The organism is Methylobacterium carpenticola (assembly GCF_042748905.1).
Lineage (GTDB): Bacteria > Pseudomonadota > Alphaproteobacteria > Rhizobiales > Beijerinckiaceae > Methylobacterium > Methylobacterium carpenticola.
Map to the genome: position 1 here is coordinate 4861833 of NZ_JBHZEO010000001.1, position 15577 is coordinate 4877409.

The 15577-nt window shown below is 68.0% G+C and carries 19 protein-coding genes and 1 tRNA gene; 11 read left to right on the top strand and 9 right to left on the bottom strand.

What is annotated here, in order from left to right; all coding sequences use genetic code 11:
* Positions 1-231: 231 nt before the first annotated feature.
* Positions 232-849, bottom strand: coding sequence for a DUF2939 domain-containing protein (locus ACE101_RS22470; protein ID WP_379134315.1), 618 nt, complete (start codon positions 847-849; stop codon positions 232-234).
* 368 nt (positions 850-1217) lie between these two features.
* Here ACE101_RS22470 and ACE101_RS22475 point away from each other — a divergent pair, with 368 nt between their 5' ends.
* A complete protein-coding gene (locus tag ACE101_RS22475) occupies positions 1218-1808 on the top strand; it encodes a HupE/UreJ family protein (RefSeq protein WP_379134318.1) in 591 nt (196 codons plus the stop codon).
* A 42-nt stretch (positions 1809-1850) separates the two neighbouring features.
* Here ACE101_RS22475 and ACE101_RS22480 read toward each other — a convergent pair whose 3' ends face one another.
* Entirely contained in the window at positions 1851-2741 is an 891-nt protein-coding gene (locus ACE101_RS22480; RefSeq protein WP_379134321.1) for a class I SAM-dependent methyltransferase, read from the bottom strand.
* A gap of 114 nt (positions 2742-2855) precedes the next feature.
* Between ACE101_RS22480 and ACE101_RS22485 the strand changes: the two genes are divergently transcribed.
* Both ACE101_RS22485 and ACE101_RS22490 read left to right on the top strand, forming a co-directional pair.
* A complete protein-coding gene (locus tag ACE101_RS22485; RefSeq protein WP_379134323.1) occupies positions 2856-3110 on the top strand; it encodes a hypothetical protein in 255 nt (84 codons plus the stop codon).
* A 222-nt stretch (positions 3111-3332) separates the two neighbouring features.
* Positions 3333-3409 (top strand) — tRNA-Pro (locus tag ACE101_RS22490).
* A gap of 89 nt (positions 3410-3498) precedes the next feature.
* Here ACE101_RS22490 and ACE101_RS22495 read toward each other — a convergent pair.
* The 5 genes from ACE101_RS22495 to ACE101_RS22515 all read right to left on the bottom strand — a co-directional run bounded on the left by ACE101_RS22495 (position 3499) and on the right by ACE101_RS22515 (position 7647).
* The gene (locus ACE101_RS22495) at positions 3499-4752 is read right to left on the bottom strand and encodes a tyrosine-type recombinase/integrase (protein ID WP_379134326.1); all 1254 of its coding nucleotides are present in this window, start codon (positions 4750-4752) and stop codon (positions 3499-3501) included.
* A 331-nt stretch (positions 4753-5083) separates the two neighbouring features.
* The gene (locus tag ACE101_RS22500) at positions 5084-5797 is read right to left on the bottom strand and encodes a hypothetical protein (protein WP_379134329.1); all 714 of its coding nucleotides are present in this window, start codon (positions 5795-5797) and stop codon (positions 5084-5086) included.
* Positions 5794-6267 carry a hypothetical protein gene (locus tag ACE101_RS22505; protein ID WP_379138851.1) on the bottom strand — a complete coding sequence of 158 codons (474 nt, stop codon included), beginning with the start codon at positions 6265-6267 and terminating at the stop codon, positions 5794-5796. Before ACE101_RS22505 ends, ACE101_RS22500 begins: the two co-directional genes overlap by 4 nt.
* A gap of 2 nt (positions 6268-6269) precedes the next feature.
* Positions 6270-6677 carry a hypothetical protein gene (locus ACE101_RS22510; RefSeq protein ID WP_379134331.1) on the bottom strand — a complete coding sequence of 136 codons (408 nt, stop codon included), beginning with the start codon at positions 6675-6677 and terminating at the stop codon, positions 6270-6272.
* A gap of 7 nt (positions 6678-6684) precedes the next feature.
* A complete protein-coding gene (locus ACE101_RS22515) occupies positions 6685-7647 on the bottom strand; it encodes a hypothetical protein (RefSeq protein WP_379134334.1) in 963 nt (320 codons plus the stop codon).
* Positions 7648-7769: 122 nt separating this feature from the next.
* On the opposite strand from ACE101_RS22515, the gene ACE101_RS22520 reads away from it, so the two are divergent.
* Complete coding sequence (locus tag ACE101_RS22520) at positions 7770-8258, top strand: hypothetical protein (protein ID WP_379134337.1); 489 nt, start codon at positions 7770-7772, stop codon at positions 8256-8258.
* Here the strand turns inward: ACE101_RS22520 and ACE101_RS22525 are convergent.
* Both ACE101_RS22525 and ACE101_RS22530 read right to left on the bottom strand, forming a co-directional pair.
* Positions 8231-9031, bottom strand: coding sequence for a BRO-N domain-containing protein (locus ACE101_RS22525; protein WP_379134339.1), 801 nt, complete (start codon positions 9029-9031; stop codon positions 8231-8233). The two genes, ACE101_RS22520 and ACE101_RS22525, sit on opposite strands and share 28 nt — an antisense overlap.
* Positions 9032-9204: 173 nt before the next feature.
* On the bottom strand, positions 9205-9870 hold the full coding sequence (locus ACE101_RS22530) for a helix-turn-helix domain-containing protein (RefSeq protein WP_379134342.1): 666 nt from the start codon (positions 9868-9870) through the stop codon (positions 9205-9207).
* 636 nt (positions 9871-10506) lie between these two features.
* On the opposite strand from ACE101_RS22530, the gene ACE101_RS22535 reads away from it, so the two are divergent.
* The 7 genes from ACE101_RS22535 (at position 10507) to ACE101_RS22565 (ending at position 15370) form a co-directional block, all read left to right on the top strand.
* The gene (locus ACE101_RS22535) at positions 10507-10887 is read left to right on the top strand and encodes a hypothetical protein (RefSeq protein WP_379134345.1); all 381 of its coding nucleotides are present in this window, start codon (positions 10507-10509) and stop codon (positions 10885-10887) included.
* Complete coding sequence (locus ACE101_RS22540) at positions 10884-11180, top strand: DUF837 domain-containing protein (RefSeq protein ID WP_379134347.1); 297 nt, start codon at positions 10884-10886, stop codon at positions 11178-11180. Before ACE101_RS22535 ends, ACE101_RS22540 begins: the two co-directional genes overlap by 4 nt.
* The gene (locus tag ACE101_RS22545; protein WP_379134350.1) at positions 11180-11563 is read left to right on the top strand and encodes a VRR-NUC domain-containing protein; all 384 of its coding nucleotides are present in this window, start codon (positions 11180-11182) and stop codon (positions 11561-11563) included. Before ACE101_RS22540 ends, ACE101_RS22545 begins: the two co-directional genes overlap by 1 nt.
* Before the next feature lie 2 nt (positions 11564-11565).
* Entirely contained in the window at positions 11566-12021 is a 456-nt protein-coding gene (locus ACE101_RS22550) for a hypothetical protein (protein WP_379134352.1), read from the top strand.
* The gene (locus tag ACE101_RS22555; protein ID WP_379134355.1) at positions 12021-12326 is read left to right on the top strand and encodes a hypothetical protein; all 306 of its coding nucleotides are present in this window, start codon (positions 12021-12023) and stop codon (positions 12324-12326) included. Before ACE101_RS22550 ends, ACE101_RS22555 begins: the two co-directional genes overlap by 1 nt.
* Positions 12327-12408: 82 nt before the next feature.
* Complete coding sequence (locus ACE101_RS22560; protein ID WP_379134358.1) at positions 12409-12726, top strand: hypothetical protein; 318 nt, start codon at positions 12409-12411, stop codon at positions 12724-12726.
* Complete coding sequence (locus ACE101_RS22565) at positions 12719-15370, top strand: PriCT-2 domain-containing protein (RefSeq protein WP_379134361.1); 2652 nt, start codon at positions 12719-12721, stop codon at positions 15368-15370. The genes ACE101_RS22560 and ACE101_RS22565 overlap by 8 nt, the downstream gene beginning before the upstream one ends.
* Positions 15371-15577: the final 207 nt, after the last annotated feature.

Sequence of the window (15577 nt, forward strand, 5' to 3'; positions counted from 1 at the left end):
GCAGAATAAAGCTTCTTCGTCGCGGATTCAGAATATGGCTTGACGACCACGATTCGCACTCCGCGGGCCTTCCACCGGGGTTTGACCGGTGGGATCGAGCCTTCAGCGCGGAAGAACTAACCCCTTTGCGTGCGCAGGCACACGCCGGCTGTCGCCGGGAGTACCGGGTGAGGATGCGGGGCTCGTGCGGATTGCGCCGGAGCCGGACCGCCGCGGCGGCGGCGGCGGGCGCTATTGGACCCGGCTCTCCGGAACCGTCACCGTGAGCCGGGTGCGGGCCGCGATCTCGCGCGCCACCTGCGCGAGCAGCTCCGGCGAGAGATCGACCCCGTGCAGCTGCCAGCGCCAATTGCGCATCTGGAAGTGGAGGACGAAGCGCGGCTCCGCACTGTCGCGCAGCGGGAAGCGCAGCGTGAAGCGGCGGAAGCCGTGCAGGTCGACCGCCATGAACAGGGGCCACACCTTGCGCCAGCCGACCGCCCGCAGCACGCCCTGCGGGGCCGGCGCCTTCCCGAGCCGGTCGACCCAACCGTCATCCAGAAGGTCGACCAGGATCGCCGGCGTCACCAGCTCGGCGACGATCGGCTCGGCGGCTTGCGCCAGGGCGAGGCTGGACAGGGACAGGGCCGCCGCCGCCGCCGGCTCGCGGGGCTGAACGAGGGCCGCAACCTGGCGCAGGAGCGACAGGCGCACGGCCCGCAGGTTCACCCGCTCCTGAAGGGTGACGGTGTCCTGGTCCTGGACGGCGCGCGCCAGCTCGTAGACGGCAAGCATCGGCGAGACGGCGAACACGCACCATGCCAAGCCCAGGAGGGCCACGATCCGGATGGTCACGCGTGCCGGGCACATCTCTCCGCCGCCGTTCGGGTCACCGCCGATGCCGAGCGTCCCCCATCTCCGTGGCGGAATGTTGCCCGATCGTGTCCCCCCGCTTAGCGGGCGATGCGCGCCGGCGCCAGGGGCGGCATCGCCCCGCGAGGCAGCGTGCGCCCACGCCGCGATGCGATTCGCGGGCTGGCGGGCGACGGGGTCGCGGCCGCCCCGTTGCCCGCTTTCCCGGATCACGAGACCGGCTCCGCACCCGCGCCCGGCCCTCCAACTTCGACGGCGACCCGGGATCACCGCTTGGTTCGCCGCCGCGGATGACGGCGGCGCAGATTCTTGCATAAGCTCCTGCATAAGAGCTTGGCCACGACCGAAGCCACGGAGCCCGTCCCATGCGTCCGATCCCCCTGCGTCTCGTTCCCGTCCTCGCCGCCGCGCTGTTGCTGCTGCCGCAGGCGGCGCTTGCCCATCCGGGCCACGTGGAGGCCGCCGGCTTCCCGCACGGCTTCGCCCATCCGCTCGGCGGGGCCGACCACGTGCTCGCCATGCTGGCGGTGGGGCTGCTGGCGGCCCTGCGCGGGGGCCGCGCGCTCTGGGCCGTGCCGGCCGCCTTCCTCGGCATGATGATCCTCGGCGGCGCCCTCGGCGTGGCGGGGATCGGCCTGCCCTTCGTGGAAACCGGGATCGGGCTCTCGATCGTGGCGTTCGGACTCGCAGCGGCCTTCGGGCTCGGCCTGCCGGTGGCGGCGCTCGCCGCGCTCGTCGGCGCCTTCGCGGTCTTCCATGGCTACGCCCACGGGGCCGAGATGCCCGAGACCGCCTCGGGCCTCGGCTACGGAGCGGGCTTCGTCGCCGCGACGGCGCTCCTCCACGGGGCGGGCCTCGGGCTCGGTCTCGTCGCCGGCCGCCTGCGGGCGGCGGCGCCGGTGGCGGGCGCCGCGGTCGCCCTGTCGGGTGTCGCGGTGCTGGCGCATCTCGTCTGACGCCGGGGCGGAGACGCGGGCCGCCCGCGTCTCCGCCCCGGCTCACTTGGCCGGGTTGGTCCCGCTCACCAGCCAGCAGGCGGCGCCGAGCACCACCGGCTCCGTCGGCGGCAGGGCGGCGATGACGGCCTCGCGCGCGCGCATCCGCGTCGCCTCGTCGAGATCCCGCAGCAGGGCCGAGACCGGCCCCACCGTCAGCGCGAAGCGCGCGGCCTCCTCCCGGTCGCGGCCGAGCGTGAGCCCGCGGGTCACCGCCTGCTCGCGCACCGCCGTGAAGCCGGCCTCCGCGAGCAGGCCGGCGAGAGCGCCGGCCTCCCCGAACCGGAACGGGCCCGGCGCGCCCGGCGCCGGAGGCTCGGGTGCGGGCGCCACGCGCAGGACCGCCTCGCGCGGCACCGCCACCCACGGATTGTCGGGCAGGCCCTGCCAGCACAGGAGCACGATGCGCCCCCCGGGTTTCAGCGCCCGACGCAGATTGGCGAAGGCGGCCCGCGATTCGTCGAAGAACATCACGCCGAAGCGCGAGATCACCACGTCGTGGACGGGGGGCAGCTCCGTGATCTGCGCATCCGCCTCGATCCAGGTCACCGGCGCAGCTTCCGGGGTGCGGGTCCGGGCGCGGGCGAGCATCGGGCGCGAGAGATCGAGACCGGTGGCGGAACCGCCCGGCGCGACCGCATCGGCGGTCATCAGGGTCGTCTCTCCGCAGCCGCAGCCGATATCGAGCACCCGCTCGCCGGGACGCGCCGCCGCCGCCTGGACCAGCGCCGCCGTGAGGGGCGCGAAGACCGTATCGAGCGCGTCCTGCATCCGCGCCCAGCGTTCCCCGACCTCCCCGTTCCAGTACTCGCTCTGCGGCATCGGATCCGGCATGGCGCTCCCCTCGGGCTCGGTGACCGGCCCCTTGTGGGTGACCGCGGGCGGTCCGTGCAAGCGGGATCCCGGCACCCGGGCGGCGGCGCGTCCGGGTTGCACGCCGCCGCGGCCGCCGACTATGCGGCTCCCGCATGTCGGCCCGGACGGGCCGGACCCGCGGGGAGGATGCGGATGGATGACCTCGACAGCTATCGACTCCTCACCGCCGAGGAGATCGTCCTCGGCCTCGCGGCGATCGGCGCGGCGGTCGCCCGCCATGCCGCGCCCGGGAGGGAGATCCGCGCCGTCCTGACACCGGATGGGATCCGCCTGGAAGGCCGCGGCACCGGCGAGCCCCGAAACCTGCTGATCCCGTTCCGGGAGCTGCGGCGCCGGCCGGGTTATCTCCTGGCTCGGGAAGCGGCGCGCTTCGCCGCGCATCTTTAGAGCATCGCCCGACGAAGCGGATGCCGGTTCGTCGCAGACAATGCGGTAAAATCAGAGATCTAGAGCGCGCCCGGTTGCACCGTGATCGGGCGCTGCTCGAGAGGGCCGGAGGGCCGGCCGCGCCAGGGCGGCGCAAGAAATGTCACGCTTGGGCACGCAAGCCGCTTGCAGCCCGCAAAAGCCGTCGCTATAAGGCCCCCACGTCGGCGGCGCCGACGCCTTCGGAGTGTAGCGCAGTCTGGTAGCGCACCACGTTCGGGACGTGGGGGTCGCAGGTTCAAATCCTGCCACTCCGACCATTAAATCAATAGCTTAGCGAATTCCCGATTTCGCTGGCCCAGGAAATGGCCCAAGAATTGTGGCCTGCCTGATTACCTCTCCAAGCTAATCATCGACGACCGCCGAACGCGCCGGCTGCTTCCTCCTGGAAGTCCGGATGGTGGTGCCCGTAGGTGCCCTGCAGCGTCTCGATCGTCATACCCAGCATGCCGGCCGCCTCCCACGGGTCGACGCCAGCTTGCATCAGCCACGTCGCGGCCGTGTGCCGTAGCACGTGCGGCACGATGCCGTCCTCCAGGCCTGCGTCGGCGAGACAGCCCTCCCACCCGGTGCGAATCGGCGTCGAGAGCGGCGAGCCGTCCGTCCGGTGGATCACGTAGATGGTCGGCTCCTCCCGCAGGCTCTTGCGCCGCTCGCGCGCCGGCTCGGGCCGCGCGTCGATCTTCGCCCAGCGGCGGACATGCGCCATCAGCCGGTGCGCGATCTTGGCCGGCGGCCGGCGCTTGCGGCTCTCCCGCTCGCCGATTCCGCGCCGGTAGAGGCGCCCGCGCTCTAGATCGATCCAACCGCCGGTCGTGTTCGGATGCCATTGCAGCCGCTCCACAGCCTCGTGGCGCGTGCCGGTGTAGAGCCCGATCAGGATGAAGCGGCGGATGTGCCGGCGGCGCGTGCGGGTCACCCGGTCGCGCAGCACAAGGCGCCCGGCCCCGTCCTGCTTCCATCGCCCGAAGAGCGGATCCCATACGAGGCCGCACGCCGCGCCGAGCAGCCGGGCTGCCTCGTGGCGGGTCAGCCAGCGCTCTCGCGCGCTCGACTTCGGCGGCAGCGTCACCTTGGGCACCGCTGTCAGCGTGTACTCGGCGTGGTAGAGGTTCACAGCCGCGCGCAGGACCTCGAGATCTCGGCGCGCCGTCGCGGCGCTGACCCGCTTGCCCAGCGCCTTGCCCTTCCGGGCCGCCTTCAGTGGCTGCGCGGTGCGCCACGTGACGTATTCCCGGCAGGTCGCGCCCTTGATCGCGCCGACCGCCTTGTCACCCCAGAATTCCAGCAGCTTCGCGATGTAGGCGAGCAGCTCGTCATACCGCCCGAGCGCGTCCTTTCCCGCCCCCTCGCCCGGGTTCTTCGCCTTCGCGTAGAAGGTCAGGACGTCGGTGATCGCGAGGTCAGCGGGTGAATGACTGCCGAGCGTCGATTGGTGCTGGCGCCCGATGTACGCCGCAAGGCTGCGCGCAGCTCCGCTATGGTCGTCTGGCCCGCACTCTGTGCTGATTTCAGCGCCTCGGTGGAGAATGACCCAGACGGGATCGCGGCCGGCGCGCTCGCGGAGATAGAGGCGTGGCGGCTTGGCTTTGCGGCCCGGCATGGCTTGGTCATCTCTCGGATGGCGCGCGGCGTGGTCAGCATCTTGCCGGCGACACACCGCACGGCAAGATCACCGTTGCGGTAGGCGGTCCGCAGGGACGAGAGCGTCATCGGGCCCTGCGGGAAGAACACGGCGGCGGCCTCGGCGAGCGTCATGGGCTCATCGTCGGACCACAGGTCGGGCGTCGGGCGCTGGGCGATTCGGACAGAGGCGCGTGGCATCCCCTACCTGCCCTTCGCCTTGCTCTCGAAGGCCAGGAAGAGGGTGACACCGAGCGTCAATCCGATGACGGCTATCGTGAGGCCGACAATCGGGGCGCAATCGCAGGCCATCACCCCACTCCCAGCCAGTCGGGGAGACCGAGTGCCGGCCGCAGAGCGCTCGCGAATGCGACGAAACCCGGGTGAATCCTTAGCCAATCCCGCAGCCAAGTCTCACGGAACGGCTGCAGCCAGGACTGGCCCGCCTGTGCCCACTCGCCGTGCATCGACACCGCATAGAACGCCGCCGCCTCAATGCAGGCGATCTCCTGTTCGCCCAGATGCTCCAGCGCTGCCGTCATGATGGTGTCGAGGGCGACGTAATACATGTCGGCCAGCAGGTCGTGCTCGCTCCCGATCTGCGCCATGTTCTCGACGATCAGGGGAATGAAGAATTCGGCGCGCTCGTGCCAAGACGGATGGTCCATCATCCCCGTGACCCACGCCTCGACGGGCGTGAGATCCTTTGCCGGCATCCGCGGATAGAGCGGAGAGTCCGGGCGCGGCAAGGGCACCCGCGGCACGGGGTGGCCGCCGAAATCCTCCAGCCGCAACCGCACCTGCTGCATGTCTCCGGCCCCGGGCCGCGCCTGCCGAGCAGTCTCTTCGGCGAAGCGCCGGCGTTGGGCCGGATCATGAATGCCGGCGAGCAGCGCGCTTGCCTCGACGTCGAACACCCAGGCGTTCTCGTGCTCCGGCGGCAAGTCGGTGCGCCGGTAGATCTTGATCTGGACGCCGTAAGGCGTCGCCATGTAGCCGTCGTGGATCATGGACGGTCCGGTCATTCTGCGCTCTCCGCTGCACCATCGGGGAAGGCGTCCGGCCGGATCTCGGCAGCCCGCGCCCAGATCTCCGTCATGATCTCGTGGCCGAGCAGCTCGCGGGCGGCGACCATGAACGCCCGCCGCTGTCCGTTGATCTGCGCCCGGTCGGCCACGCGGTTCGCTTCGGCCCGCGCCTCCTGCTCGGCACGCCGCAGCGCCCCTATGCGCTCTTGGAGGCGCGGGCGGATCCGCCGCTTATGCTTCAGCGCGAGCTCGGCCCGGCGCCGCCAGGCCGGATCGGCGTCACCGCGAAGCTGCGCGGCCGAAAGCTGGCCTTCGATGCTCAGGATCTCCCCGTCCAGGCGATCGAGAAGCGCCCTGCCCTGCTCGACCGTCGCGACGTCGTCAACGTGCACCGAGGTCCTGTCATTGGCGAAGAGGATCCCCGTGCCTGGGATGCCGCGGTCGGGCGCCGCCCCTGTGGCTCGCATGGTCACGCGGCACCTCCCTGAGGCGTCGCGCTGCCATCAGGAAGCGCCAATCCCTGCACCACGACCGCGAGCGCGGCAAACACCTCAGGCTCGTCGTCCATGCCCTCGTAGCTCCGAAGGTAGGTGTCGAGGTGGTGGAGCAGGGCGACGAGGCCGCCGAAGGTGGTGACCTGTACGGTGAAGATTTCCCGCCATGCCCGCTCATCAGCCGCGTCCGCCTCGTCGCGCTTGCCATCAAGGATGGCGAGCGCGCTGGGTGACGTGGCGCCGCCGCGCGCCCGGATGGCCGCCGGGTCGGAGGCCGTGATGGCCTCGCCGAAGCCGTAGTGCGCGAGCCGGTGGCGCTCGATCGCCGCGAAGATCGGATCGTGGCGGTGCGCGGCGACGGCCGCGGGATCGACGTGGATCATGGCGTTCTCACGCGGCTGCGGGATGAGAGTGCTTGACCGGCGCGGCCTGGCGGGCCGGTTCGCGCTGCGCCACCGCCGCAGCAGCCGGCGCGATCCACTCGCTCTCCGCGTGTTTCGGGGTGATATCCTCACGCGGGACGCGCACGAGACCGGCCCGGGCCATCAGTTCATCGAGCAGCGCCCGGCAGGCGCGCTCACCGGCGCCGATGTCTTCGTCATCCCACCATTCGGCGACCTCGCGGGCGATGACGCGGGCCTTCAGGCCGAGGTCGAGTGCCGTGTTGCCCGGGATGGCGGACATGAACCGCATGGCCTCGCGCTGCTTCCGGACAGCGTGCTTGGTGGCGGATTCGAGCCCAGGCAGGAGAGTGGCCGGTGCGCCCCTGTTCTCCTTCAGGTCGCATGCCCGGTCGTAGACGCCCAACCAGTCGAGGTATTCGCGCTCGAGCCGTATGAGCTCGGCGGTGAAGGTGCTCACCTCGGCGACCGGCGGCGGGTCGAACGGCAGGCCGAGCTTCACGATGCCGTCCGGCGCATACCAGGGCGCAAGGTAGTCGGCCCAGGCCGGCATTATGTAGTCGGCGCCGAGCGCCTTCACCGTGAGACCGGTGTGGGCCTCCAGTGCGCTGGCGATTGAGAACAGCACCCGATGGAGTTCGGCGCATGCCTGCTTGAGGTTGACGTCCGGATCCTCGTCGATGCGCGATGCGATGCCGTAGGCGATCACCGTCTGCGCCAGCGCGTCGGAGAGCGTCCTGGCTCGCCCATGGCTGATCGCCTCCTGCAGCGCCTCGATCCGGCGCGACACGAGCTCCATCGCCCGCTCGCGCTCCATCTCCTTGTCGCGGTCGCCCTTCACCTCCGACGACGCCTCGTCGATCCTCCGGTGCAAGCGCACCGCCTCACCCAGCATTCGTCCCAGGTCGCCTGGGGAGGTACTGCCATTCCGTGACCGCGCCTCGTGGTACATGACACGCTCCTGTGCCGGTTGGGCAGGTTGTGCGACTTGTGCAACTTGCTCAAACGGAACACGGCTGTGCGTGCCCGTCAAGCGGAGTTGTGCAACTTGTGCCAGTCGGCTATGAGAGGCCCATGGCCGACGAACTCAAAGACCAGCGCATCCCGATCATGATGACCCCTTCTGAAGTGAAGGCGGTTGAAGACTGGATGTTCGCAAATAGAATTAAGTCGAGAGCCGAGGCTATTCGTAGATTATGCCAACTTGGTATCGCTTTAGATTCAAATATGGATCAGTTGATAGAAAATCATAAAAAAGCAGTTCTTACTCTTCATGAACATGTAAGTGAATTAGATGAAGAAAAAATGGCCGATCTGCCTTATATACAAAGAATACGCATACTCAAACCACTTGCTTTAGCTCTTTTTGATCTTGTCATGGATAACGAAGAAATCATGAGATTGTTATTTACTGCATCGTTTGTTTATAGAAATCCTGAAGATTTACCAACAGAAGATGGGTTATCAATTGAGAACATTAGAAGCGGTCTAGCGAAAATCGACGCCCGCAAGAGCGCTGACAAGAAAGATCGTCCTCAACCCGATGATGACAGTTCCGAATGAAGAAGAGGAACAATATCCCGCGACCACTTAAGCTGCCGCACGGGCGTACCGTCTGAGTGCTTTTTGCCGGTGTCGAGGAAGACAGCGAAGGGCTTGCCCGTGGCGGTAGGAACCCAGAAGGGCCGATCCTTGGCGTCGCGCCGCCCCTCTTGGAAGCCGCGGTCCGCCAGCAGGTTGTTGACCGCGATGGCCGAGAGGCCGCCGAGTTCCTTGCCAAGGTCGGTCGGGGTGAGAAGCGGGGCCTGCTGCGGCGCCAGGAGATGGGTCGCGCCCATCAGCGCCAGCGGATCGACACCGGTCGTGGTGCGCGTCGCCCGGTTGGCCGCCAGCGCCGCTTGGTTGCGGTCGAGGCCGATCAACTCGCCGATGGAGAAGTAGCTGCGGAAGGCGCTGGCGACCCCGGGCGCTTCGGACTGCTCGGCCGGCGCGTAGGTGCCGGTCCGGCGGATGCTCGGCAGCACCTCGTGGAAGACCCAGCGTTGGAAGCGGGTGATGGTCTGCCGGATCTCGGGTGGGACGGAGTTCGTCGCCCGGCGCTGGAGGATAGCCCGGTACAGGCCCGCCTCGCTGATGATCGCGACCGTCTGCTCGCCTCCAGGGGTACCCACCGTGTGGGTACCCTTCTCGTCTTCGTCGAGCGTGCGGGTCAGCTTCTCAGCGTCCCGGTGTCCGAGAATGATGGCAGCGTCGGCGGCGACGAACCAGCTCTCGCCGTCCCGGTCGACCAAGCGCAGCGGCTTGGCTTCGAAGTCGAAGGTGGTGAGCGATCCCATCTCTCACCTCTCCATGCGACGGGTGAGGTGGTGACCGACGCCCCATGCGGCGGCGACGATCAGGACGGGAATGAAGGGGATCAGGTTGGGGAGCACGACGGGCCTCCACCACCTCCCACCGAGGCGGTGGATGTCATATAGCCATATCAGCTAAGAATGTAAAGCCGATTCGGCTATGGAAGCGGATAGCCATCCTCGTCCTGCACGTGGGCAGGCGAAAGGACGATCATCGAAGCGGGAGCTGCGTCCACCACCACAACCCCTCGCAGCGGAGCGGCGCCGGCGATCTGCACGTCGTAGCGGCCGCTCAGCTGTGATGGACTTAGAACGCCGACGATCTTTTTTGTTTTTGGCACATCATCTCTGTCGCCACTTTCTTGGATCTCCACCAAGCAAAGTTTGTGTAAGTATGTGCTAGGATGATTAAATGCAGGATATGTAAATCTTATCAAATCACCATTGCTCATAATTGGATAATATGCGTCCGTATTAACGAAATACCAGACCGTTCTATCTGGCTCTTTGGCGCCCAAGGCAATTTGGAACGGCATCGGCTGGTCGTTTTCGAGCGTTAAATTATCTGCAATACCTTTGTCATTCAAATTTCCCGAGACATATACTGTCCTAGTAAGCGGGGCATCTGCTATAAGCTCCGCTGGTTCAACACCCAATGCGTCAGCGAGACGCTTCATCCAGTCCTGGGTCAGCCGCATCTCACCGCGTTCGAGCTTCGAGATCGTGACCCAGTGAGCGCCGGCCTTCTCGGCAAGCTCGCTCTGGCTCCACTTCCTGTTGAGGCGAAGTTCATTGATCCGATTCGGGTTGCGCTTCTGCTTCATACAGCCTGTGTCGCTTAGCCGCTCGCCAGCCACCATATCCACATCGGCTATAAGACCCCTTGACCGCGTCATAGCCGATATGACTATATCGCGCCATGACACCTCAGGCATGGCGCAAAAGTGTTGGCTACTCGCAGGCGCGGGCCGCTGCTGCAGCTGGCCTGAAGGGCCGCAACCCCGCTCGCACGTGGCAGCGGTGGGAAGCCGGTGAGCGCGAGCCGCCCATCCATGTGGTCGTTGCGATCGAGGCACTGAGCCTCGGTCAGGTGACCGCCGCCTCGTGGATGGCGGTTCGTTCTCGTTATCTGCGATCAACATCCCCGGTGCAGGGCCTGCCTGCTCTCCAGTCATGCTGACCTCACCGCCGCATCACCACGCCCCGGCTCGGGGTATTGCACCTCTCCCAGGGCGCGTGCCGGCGGTTCTGCTGCCGGTCGTGTTCCTTCCGCTTCTTCTTGTTGTTCTCAGTGCACCTGGTGGAATGACCCGCCAAGATCTTGCTGCCGAGCGCACTGATCCCAGGTTGATCGCTACTGTTCCGTACCCCCATTGCGAAGAGCTCCCTGCTGTCGAGTGCCAATCGACCACGGAGGCCTTTGCGTGTCCGGCAAAAATCTGTTGCACCGGAGTGGACCGTTGAGCGCGACGTTGACAGATGGGGCGGTCCTCGCCCGCGATCTGGCGCAGTGGCTGGAGGACCGCGAGGCCTCCGGCGGCATTGCGCGCCCTGCGGCGCGGAGCAATCTGGAAAGGCGCCACGGGATCCCGCGGGGTGTGTTCTGGTCCGCGCGCCACCGGGCGCGTGAAACGTTGGGGCAGTGGCTCGACGCCCTTATCGAGGCCCGCGTCGCCGTCGCCCGGAGTGAGGTTCATGAGCTTGAAACGACGCTGGCGGCTGCTCGGGCTCTTGGTCGATCTGATCTGGCAGGTGAAATCGCGGCGGCGGAGGCTGATCTCGCGAATGCGCGAACCCGTCTCGCCACGATCTGCCGCCCCACCGGTGGAGCGGCCCGATGATGGCCGCGGAGGTCCTCGCGCCGCCCGCTGAGGGCGGCGGCTCCGAGAAAGCCTATCGGGACCGGCTGTTCCGGGCCTGGGTCGACGCCAAGCGCTGCGCGGCCGAGAGCGAGAACCCGGCCGATCACGCCGTGGTGGCTGCGGCCTACACCGCATTCATGCGGGCCCACCTCGCCCGCGAGGAACGCGATCTTCTCGCCGTCGAGGATGAGGTCGCGCGCCTCACCGCGGAGAACCTGCGGCTACGCGCCGCCATCCTGCGCGCCTCCGACGCCGTCGCGGAGAGCGCGTGATGGCCGCCCGCGCCCGCCCCGAGCACGACATCCAGGTCGCCATCGTCGGACGGCTGCGCGGCAGCTTCGATGCCGTCGTGGTGGCGGTCCCGAACGGCGGGCGGCGCGGCAAGCGCGAGGCGGTCGACCTCCGAGCCGAGGGCGTCGAGTCCGGCCACCCCGACCTGATCGCCTACGGCCGTGACGGCCGCCTCCTCCTGATGGAGGTGAAGGCGCCCGGCGGCTCGCTTAGCGCGGAGCAGCGGCGCCTGATCCCGAAGTTGCGCGACCGCGGTTTCCCCGTGGTGGTGGTCCGCGACGTCGATGGCGCGGTGCGCGCGATGCGTGAAGCCGGGTTCGGACCGCGCGTTCCGCCGGCGGCCGAGCCGACGACCGGCTTCTGAGCATGGCGGAGCTCCAGACCGATCCCCCGGCGCGCCGCCGCGCCCGCCTTCCCGGCTCCCGAGAGCCTAGGCACCCGGCCCGGCGCGGCAAGCCGGGCGGTGGCGAGGCCGAGAAGAAGCTTCGCGAGGACGAGAAGCTGTCCAAGCTCTACCGGGCCTGGAAGCGCCAGAAGATGCAAGCCCTGCTTGACGGGCCGAACGGCGAGGCCATCCGCGAGCCGGACCGCTTCATGAAAACCATGAGGCTGACCGACGCGGAAGCGCTGATCGCGCGCATCGAGGCCGCGGCGTGGATCCACGGGATGTCCGCCGACGATCGCGCCGACCTCCTGAGCCTGATCGGCCGCCGCATCGTGCTGATGCGCGAGCGCAACGGCCTCGACCCCTTCAACGACGGCGTGCCCGGCGACCCGCCGCGGGCCTTCGAGCGGATCAAGACCATCATGGGAGTACGGTGATGGCAGGCGGCAAGCTGGCAGTCGAGATCGCCGACTTCAAACCCTTGGAGCGCGGCAGCTTGCGGGGCTTCGTGACGGTGCGCATCCCGGCGATGCGGCTCACGATCCGTGATTGCACCGTGAATGAGAGCGGCGGGCGTCGCTGGGTGGGATTGCCCGGCAAGGCGCAGCTCGGCCGCGACGGCGAGACCATCAGGCGGGACGGCAAGGTCCAGTACACGCCGACCTGTGTGTTCGATTCGAAGGAGGTCGGCGACGCGTTCAGCGCGGCGGTGCTCCAGGCCCTCGACGCGAAGCAGTGCTGAACAAGTCATGCCGAAATCCTCTCGCCGAGGGGCGACCCCAAACAGAACGCGGCCAGCCATCGCGCCCCTGGATCTTGAGGCGGTGATCGAGGGCGATCGCCGTTTCTTCCGGCGTCACCGGGATCGGTCGCACCGCGTGCGCCACCTGTCGGATGCCGAGCGGGCCGCGTTCGAGCGCGCCGGCAAAGTCCTGCGCGCTCCTATCCCGGGATGGCGATGGTTCGTCGCGGTGAAGCAGGTCGCCCCCGGTGTGCGGATCCGGCAGCCGTTTCAGGGCCCTGAGGCCGCGGAGGTCGATCTCCCCGAGGACTTGGCCGCCGGCTTGTGGTCTGCCGTCGCCGACAACGAGCGGACCGGCGCGGGCTACGGCATCGTGAACCTCGGCGGCGCCCATGAGTGACACCCCCGACGATGCTCTGACCGAACTGCGCCTCACGCTGCGCCGAAACGGCTACCACCCGGTGCCGGTGTCCGGGCCGCGCATGAACGTCTCCGCCGCGGGCAAGCGCCCGGTGATGAAGGACTGGCAGACCCGGTGCCTGGGCGCCTCGGCCGAAACGCTGCGCGCGTGGCGCCGCGCCGAGCCGGCATGCACCAACACCGGCCTGCTCACCGGCGCGCTGGCGGGCGTGGACATCGACATCCGACGGGAGGAACTGTCCGCCGCCATAGAAGCCCTGGCCCGCGAGCTGCTGGGCATCACGCCGCTCCGCCGCATCGGCCTCGCTCCGAAGGTGCTGCTCGCCTACCGGTCCGCATTGCCCTTCGACAAGATCCAGACCCCCGATCTTCGGTTCACCGAGGACGTGGCCGAGAAGCCGACCAAGGTCGAAGTGCTCGGCCGCGGGCAGCAGTTTGTGGGGTTCGGGATCCACCCGGAAACGCAGCGCCCCTATGAGTGGCCGGATGCCTCCCCGCTGGATGTCGCGTTCGCCGATCTGCCGGAGGTAATGGAAGGCCAGCTTCGGCAATTCGTGGCTGAGGCCGAAGAGATGATCCGCGCTGCCGGCGGAGCGACCACGGCAGAACGTCGGCGTGAGAACCGGAGGCGCGAGGATGGCGGACGCCGAGCAGCCGGGTTGAGCGAAGGGCAGCCTCCGGACCGCGCGCTGATCGCAGAAGCGCTCGAGCACATCCCGAACGACTTCGACTACGACGGGTGGGTGAAGGTCGGCTTTGCCCTCTACAACGGCTTGGGCGAGGCTGGGCGCGACCTCTGGGAGCGCTGGTCCGCCTCGTCCCCCCGCAACGATGCCGAACTGACCGCGAAGAAGTGGTCGACCTTCGCGCAGGGCCGCAGCGTATCGGTTGCGACCCTGTTCTGGCATGCCGCACAGAACGGATGGCGAAGCCGCGAGCGCTCCCCCGGCGCCCGCCGGCGCGCCCGCCGGGCCGAGCGCTTGCGCAACGGGGTGCAGGGCGAGGACCTTTCGGAGGAAGGGGGGGCACACGGTGCTGACCCTGAGACAGGCGAGATCGGCGTACCGACTATACGCGTCATCGCCGGCCAGGTGCCGCGCGCGGTCAGGGAGACCGAAGCAGCGCTTCTCAAGGCCGGAGCGCAAATCTTCACCCGGGCTGGATCGCTCGTCCGGCCCGTCACCGAACTCGTGCCCGCAGCGGACAGCAAGACGACGCTGGTGACCCGCTTCCGCGAGATGTGCCCGGCGAGCATGGCCGACCACGCCGCGAGGGTGGCGCGGTTCGAGCGCTACGATGCGCGCAGCGAGGACTGGGTCACCATCAATCCCCCGGCGGAGGTCATGACGGCCCTGCTGGCGCGCGAGGGCGAGTGGCGGTTGTCGCCCGTGGCCGGGATCGTCACGACACCGACGCTGAGGCCGGACGGAACGGTGCTGGCGCAACCGGGCTATGATCCCGCCACACGCCTGCTGCTGGTTCTGGCGCCGAACTTCAAGCTGCCGGCGATCCCCGATCGCCCGACGCGCGCCGACGCAGAGCGGGCGATCAAGCTGCTCAAGGAGTTGATCGCGGAATTCCCGTTCGTGACGCCGGTCGACGTCGCCGTGGCTCTGTCCGGCATGATCACGGGGGTGGTACGCGGCGCGCTACCCGTCACGCCGCTCCACGCGGTCAATGCGCACACGCCGGGCACGGGTAAGAGCTACCTCGTGGACCTCGCGTCGGCCATCGCCACCGGCCGGCGCTGCCCGGTCATCGCGGCCGGCAAGACCGAGGAGGAGACCGAGAAGCGGCTCGGTGCCCTGCTACGCGAGGCGGTGCCGGTGGTGTCGATCGACAACGTGAACGGCGAACTCGGCGGCGACATGCTGTGCCAGATGACGGAGCGCCCGATGGTGCGGGTCCGCATCCTCGGCAAGAGCGAGGCGCCCGAACTGGAGTGCCGCTCAACCGTCTTCGCCACAGGCAACAACCTCACGCTCGTCGGCGACATGACCCGACGCGCCGTCATCTGCGCAATGGATGCCGGCGTGGAGCGGCCCGAACTGCGCGAGTTCGCCTTCGATCCGGTCAAGCGCGTGCTGGCCGATCGTGGCGCATACGTGGCCGCCGCGCTGACGATCGTCCTGGCCTACCGCGCCGCGGGCTCGCCCACGGTGTGCGGTCCAATCGGGAGCTATGGCGCGTGGTCCGAGATAGTGCGCGCGCCCCTGATCTGGCTCGGTGAGGAAGATCCGGTCACGAGCATGGAAACGGCCCGCGAAGAGGATCCTGAACTCTCCGCGATCCGCGAATTGTTCGAGCATTGGCGCGGCCATCCCGGCTTGCATCTCGGTTCGCCTCATTCGGTCAATAGTATCATTCAGGCCGCGTGCGAGCGACATACCAACCAGTTCGGCGACCACACCGGAGAGTTCCGATACCCGGAATTCCGAGATCTTCTCCTCCGGCAGGCCGGCAATATGGGGGCTGTGAACAGCGCAAAACTTGGACTGTGGTTCAAGAGGATAGGCGGGCGTGTAGTCGATGACTTCAAGATACACGTCAATCCTGATGAAAAGAGGGGAAATAAATACAGCCTGTCGCAGGTCAGTCACGCCCATGCGTGGGCTGCGGAGTGAAGCGGGAGGGGGGGGTTAGGGGGACTTCGGGGGGGTTCTACGGTCAACGCGTGGAACTGTCAGAAACCACTTCTTCCTCCAAGAGCCTCCCACACACACAGCGCACACATCCGTGACAGTTTTAGGGGTGTGAGGCTGGCACCCCCCCGAAGTCCCCCTAACCCCCCCCCCTCGCCCGAAAGCCCCACGGGAGCACGCCAATGGCAC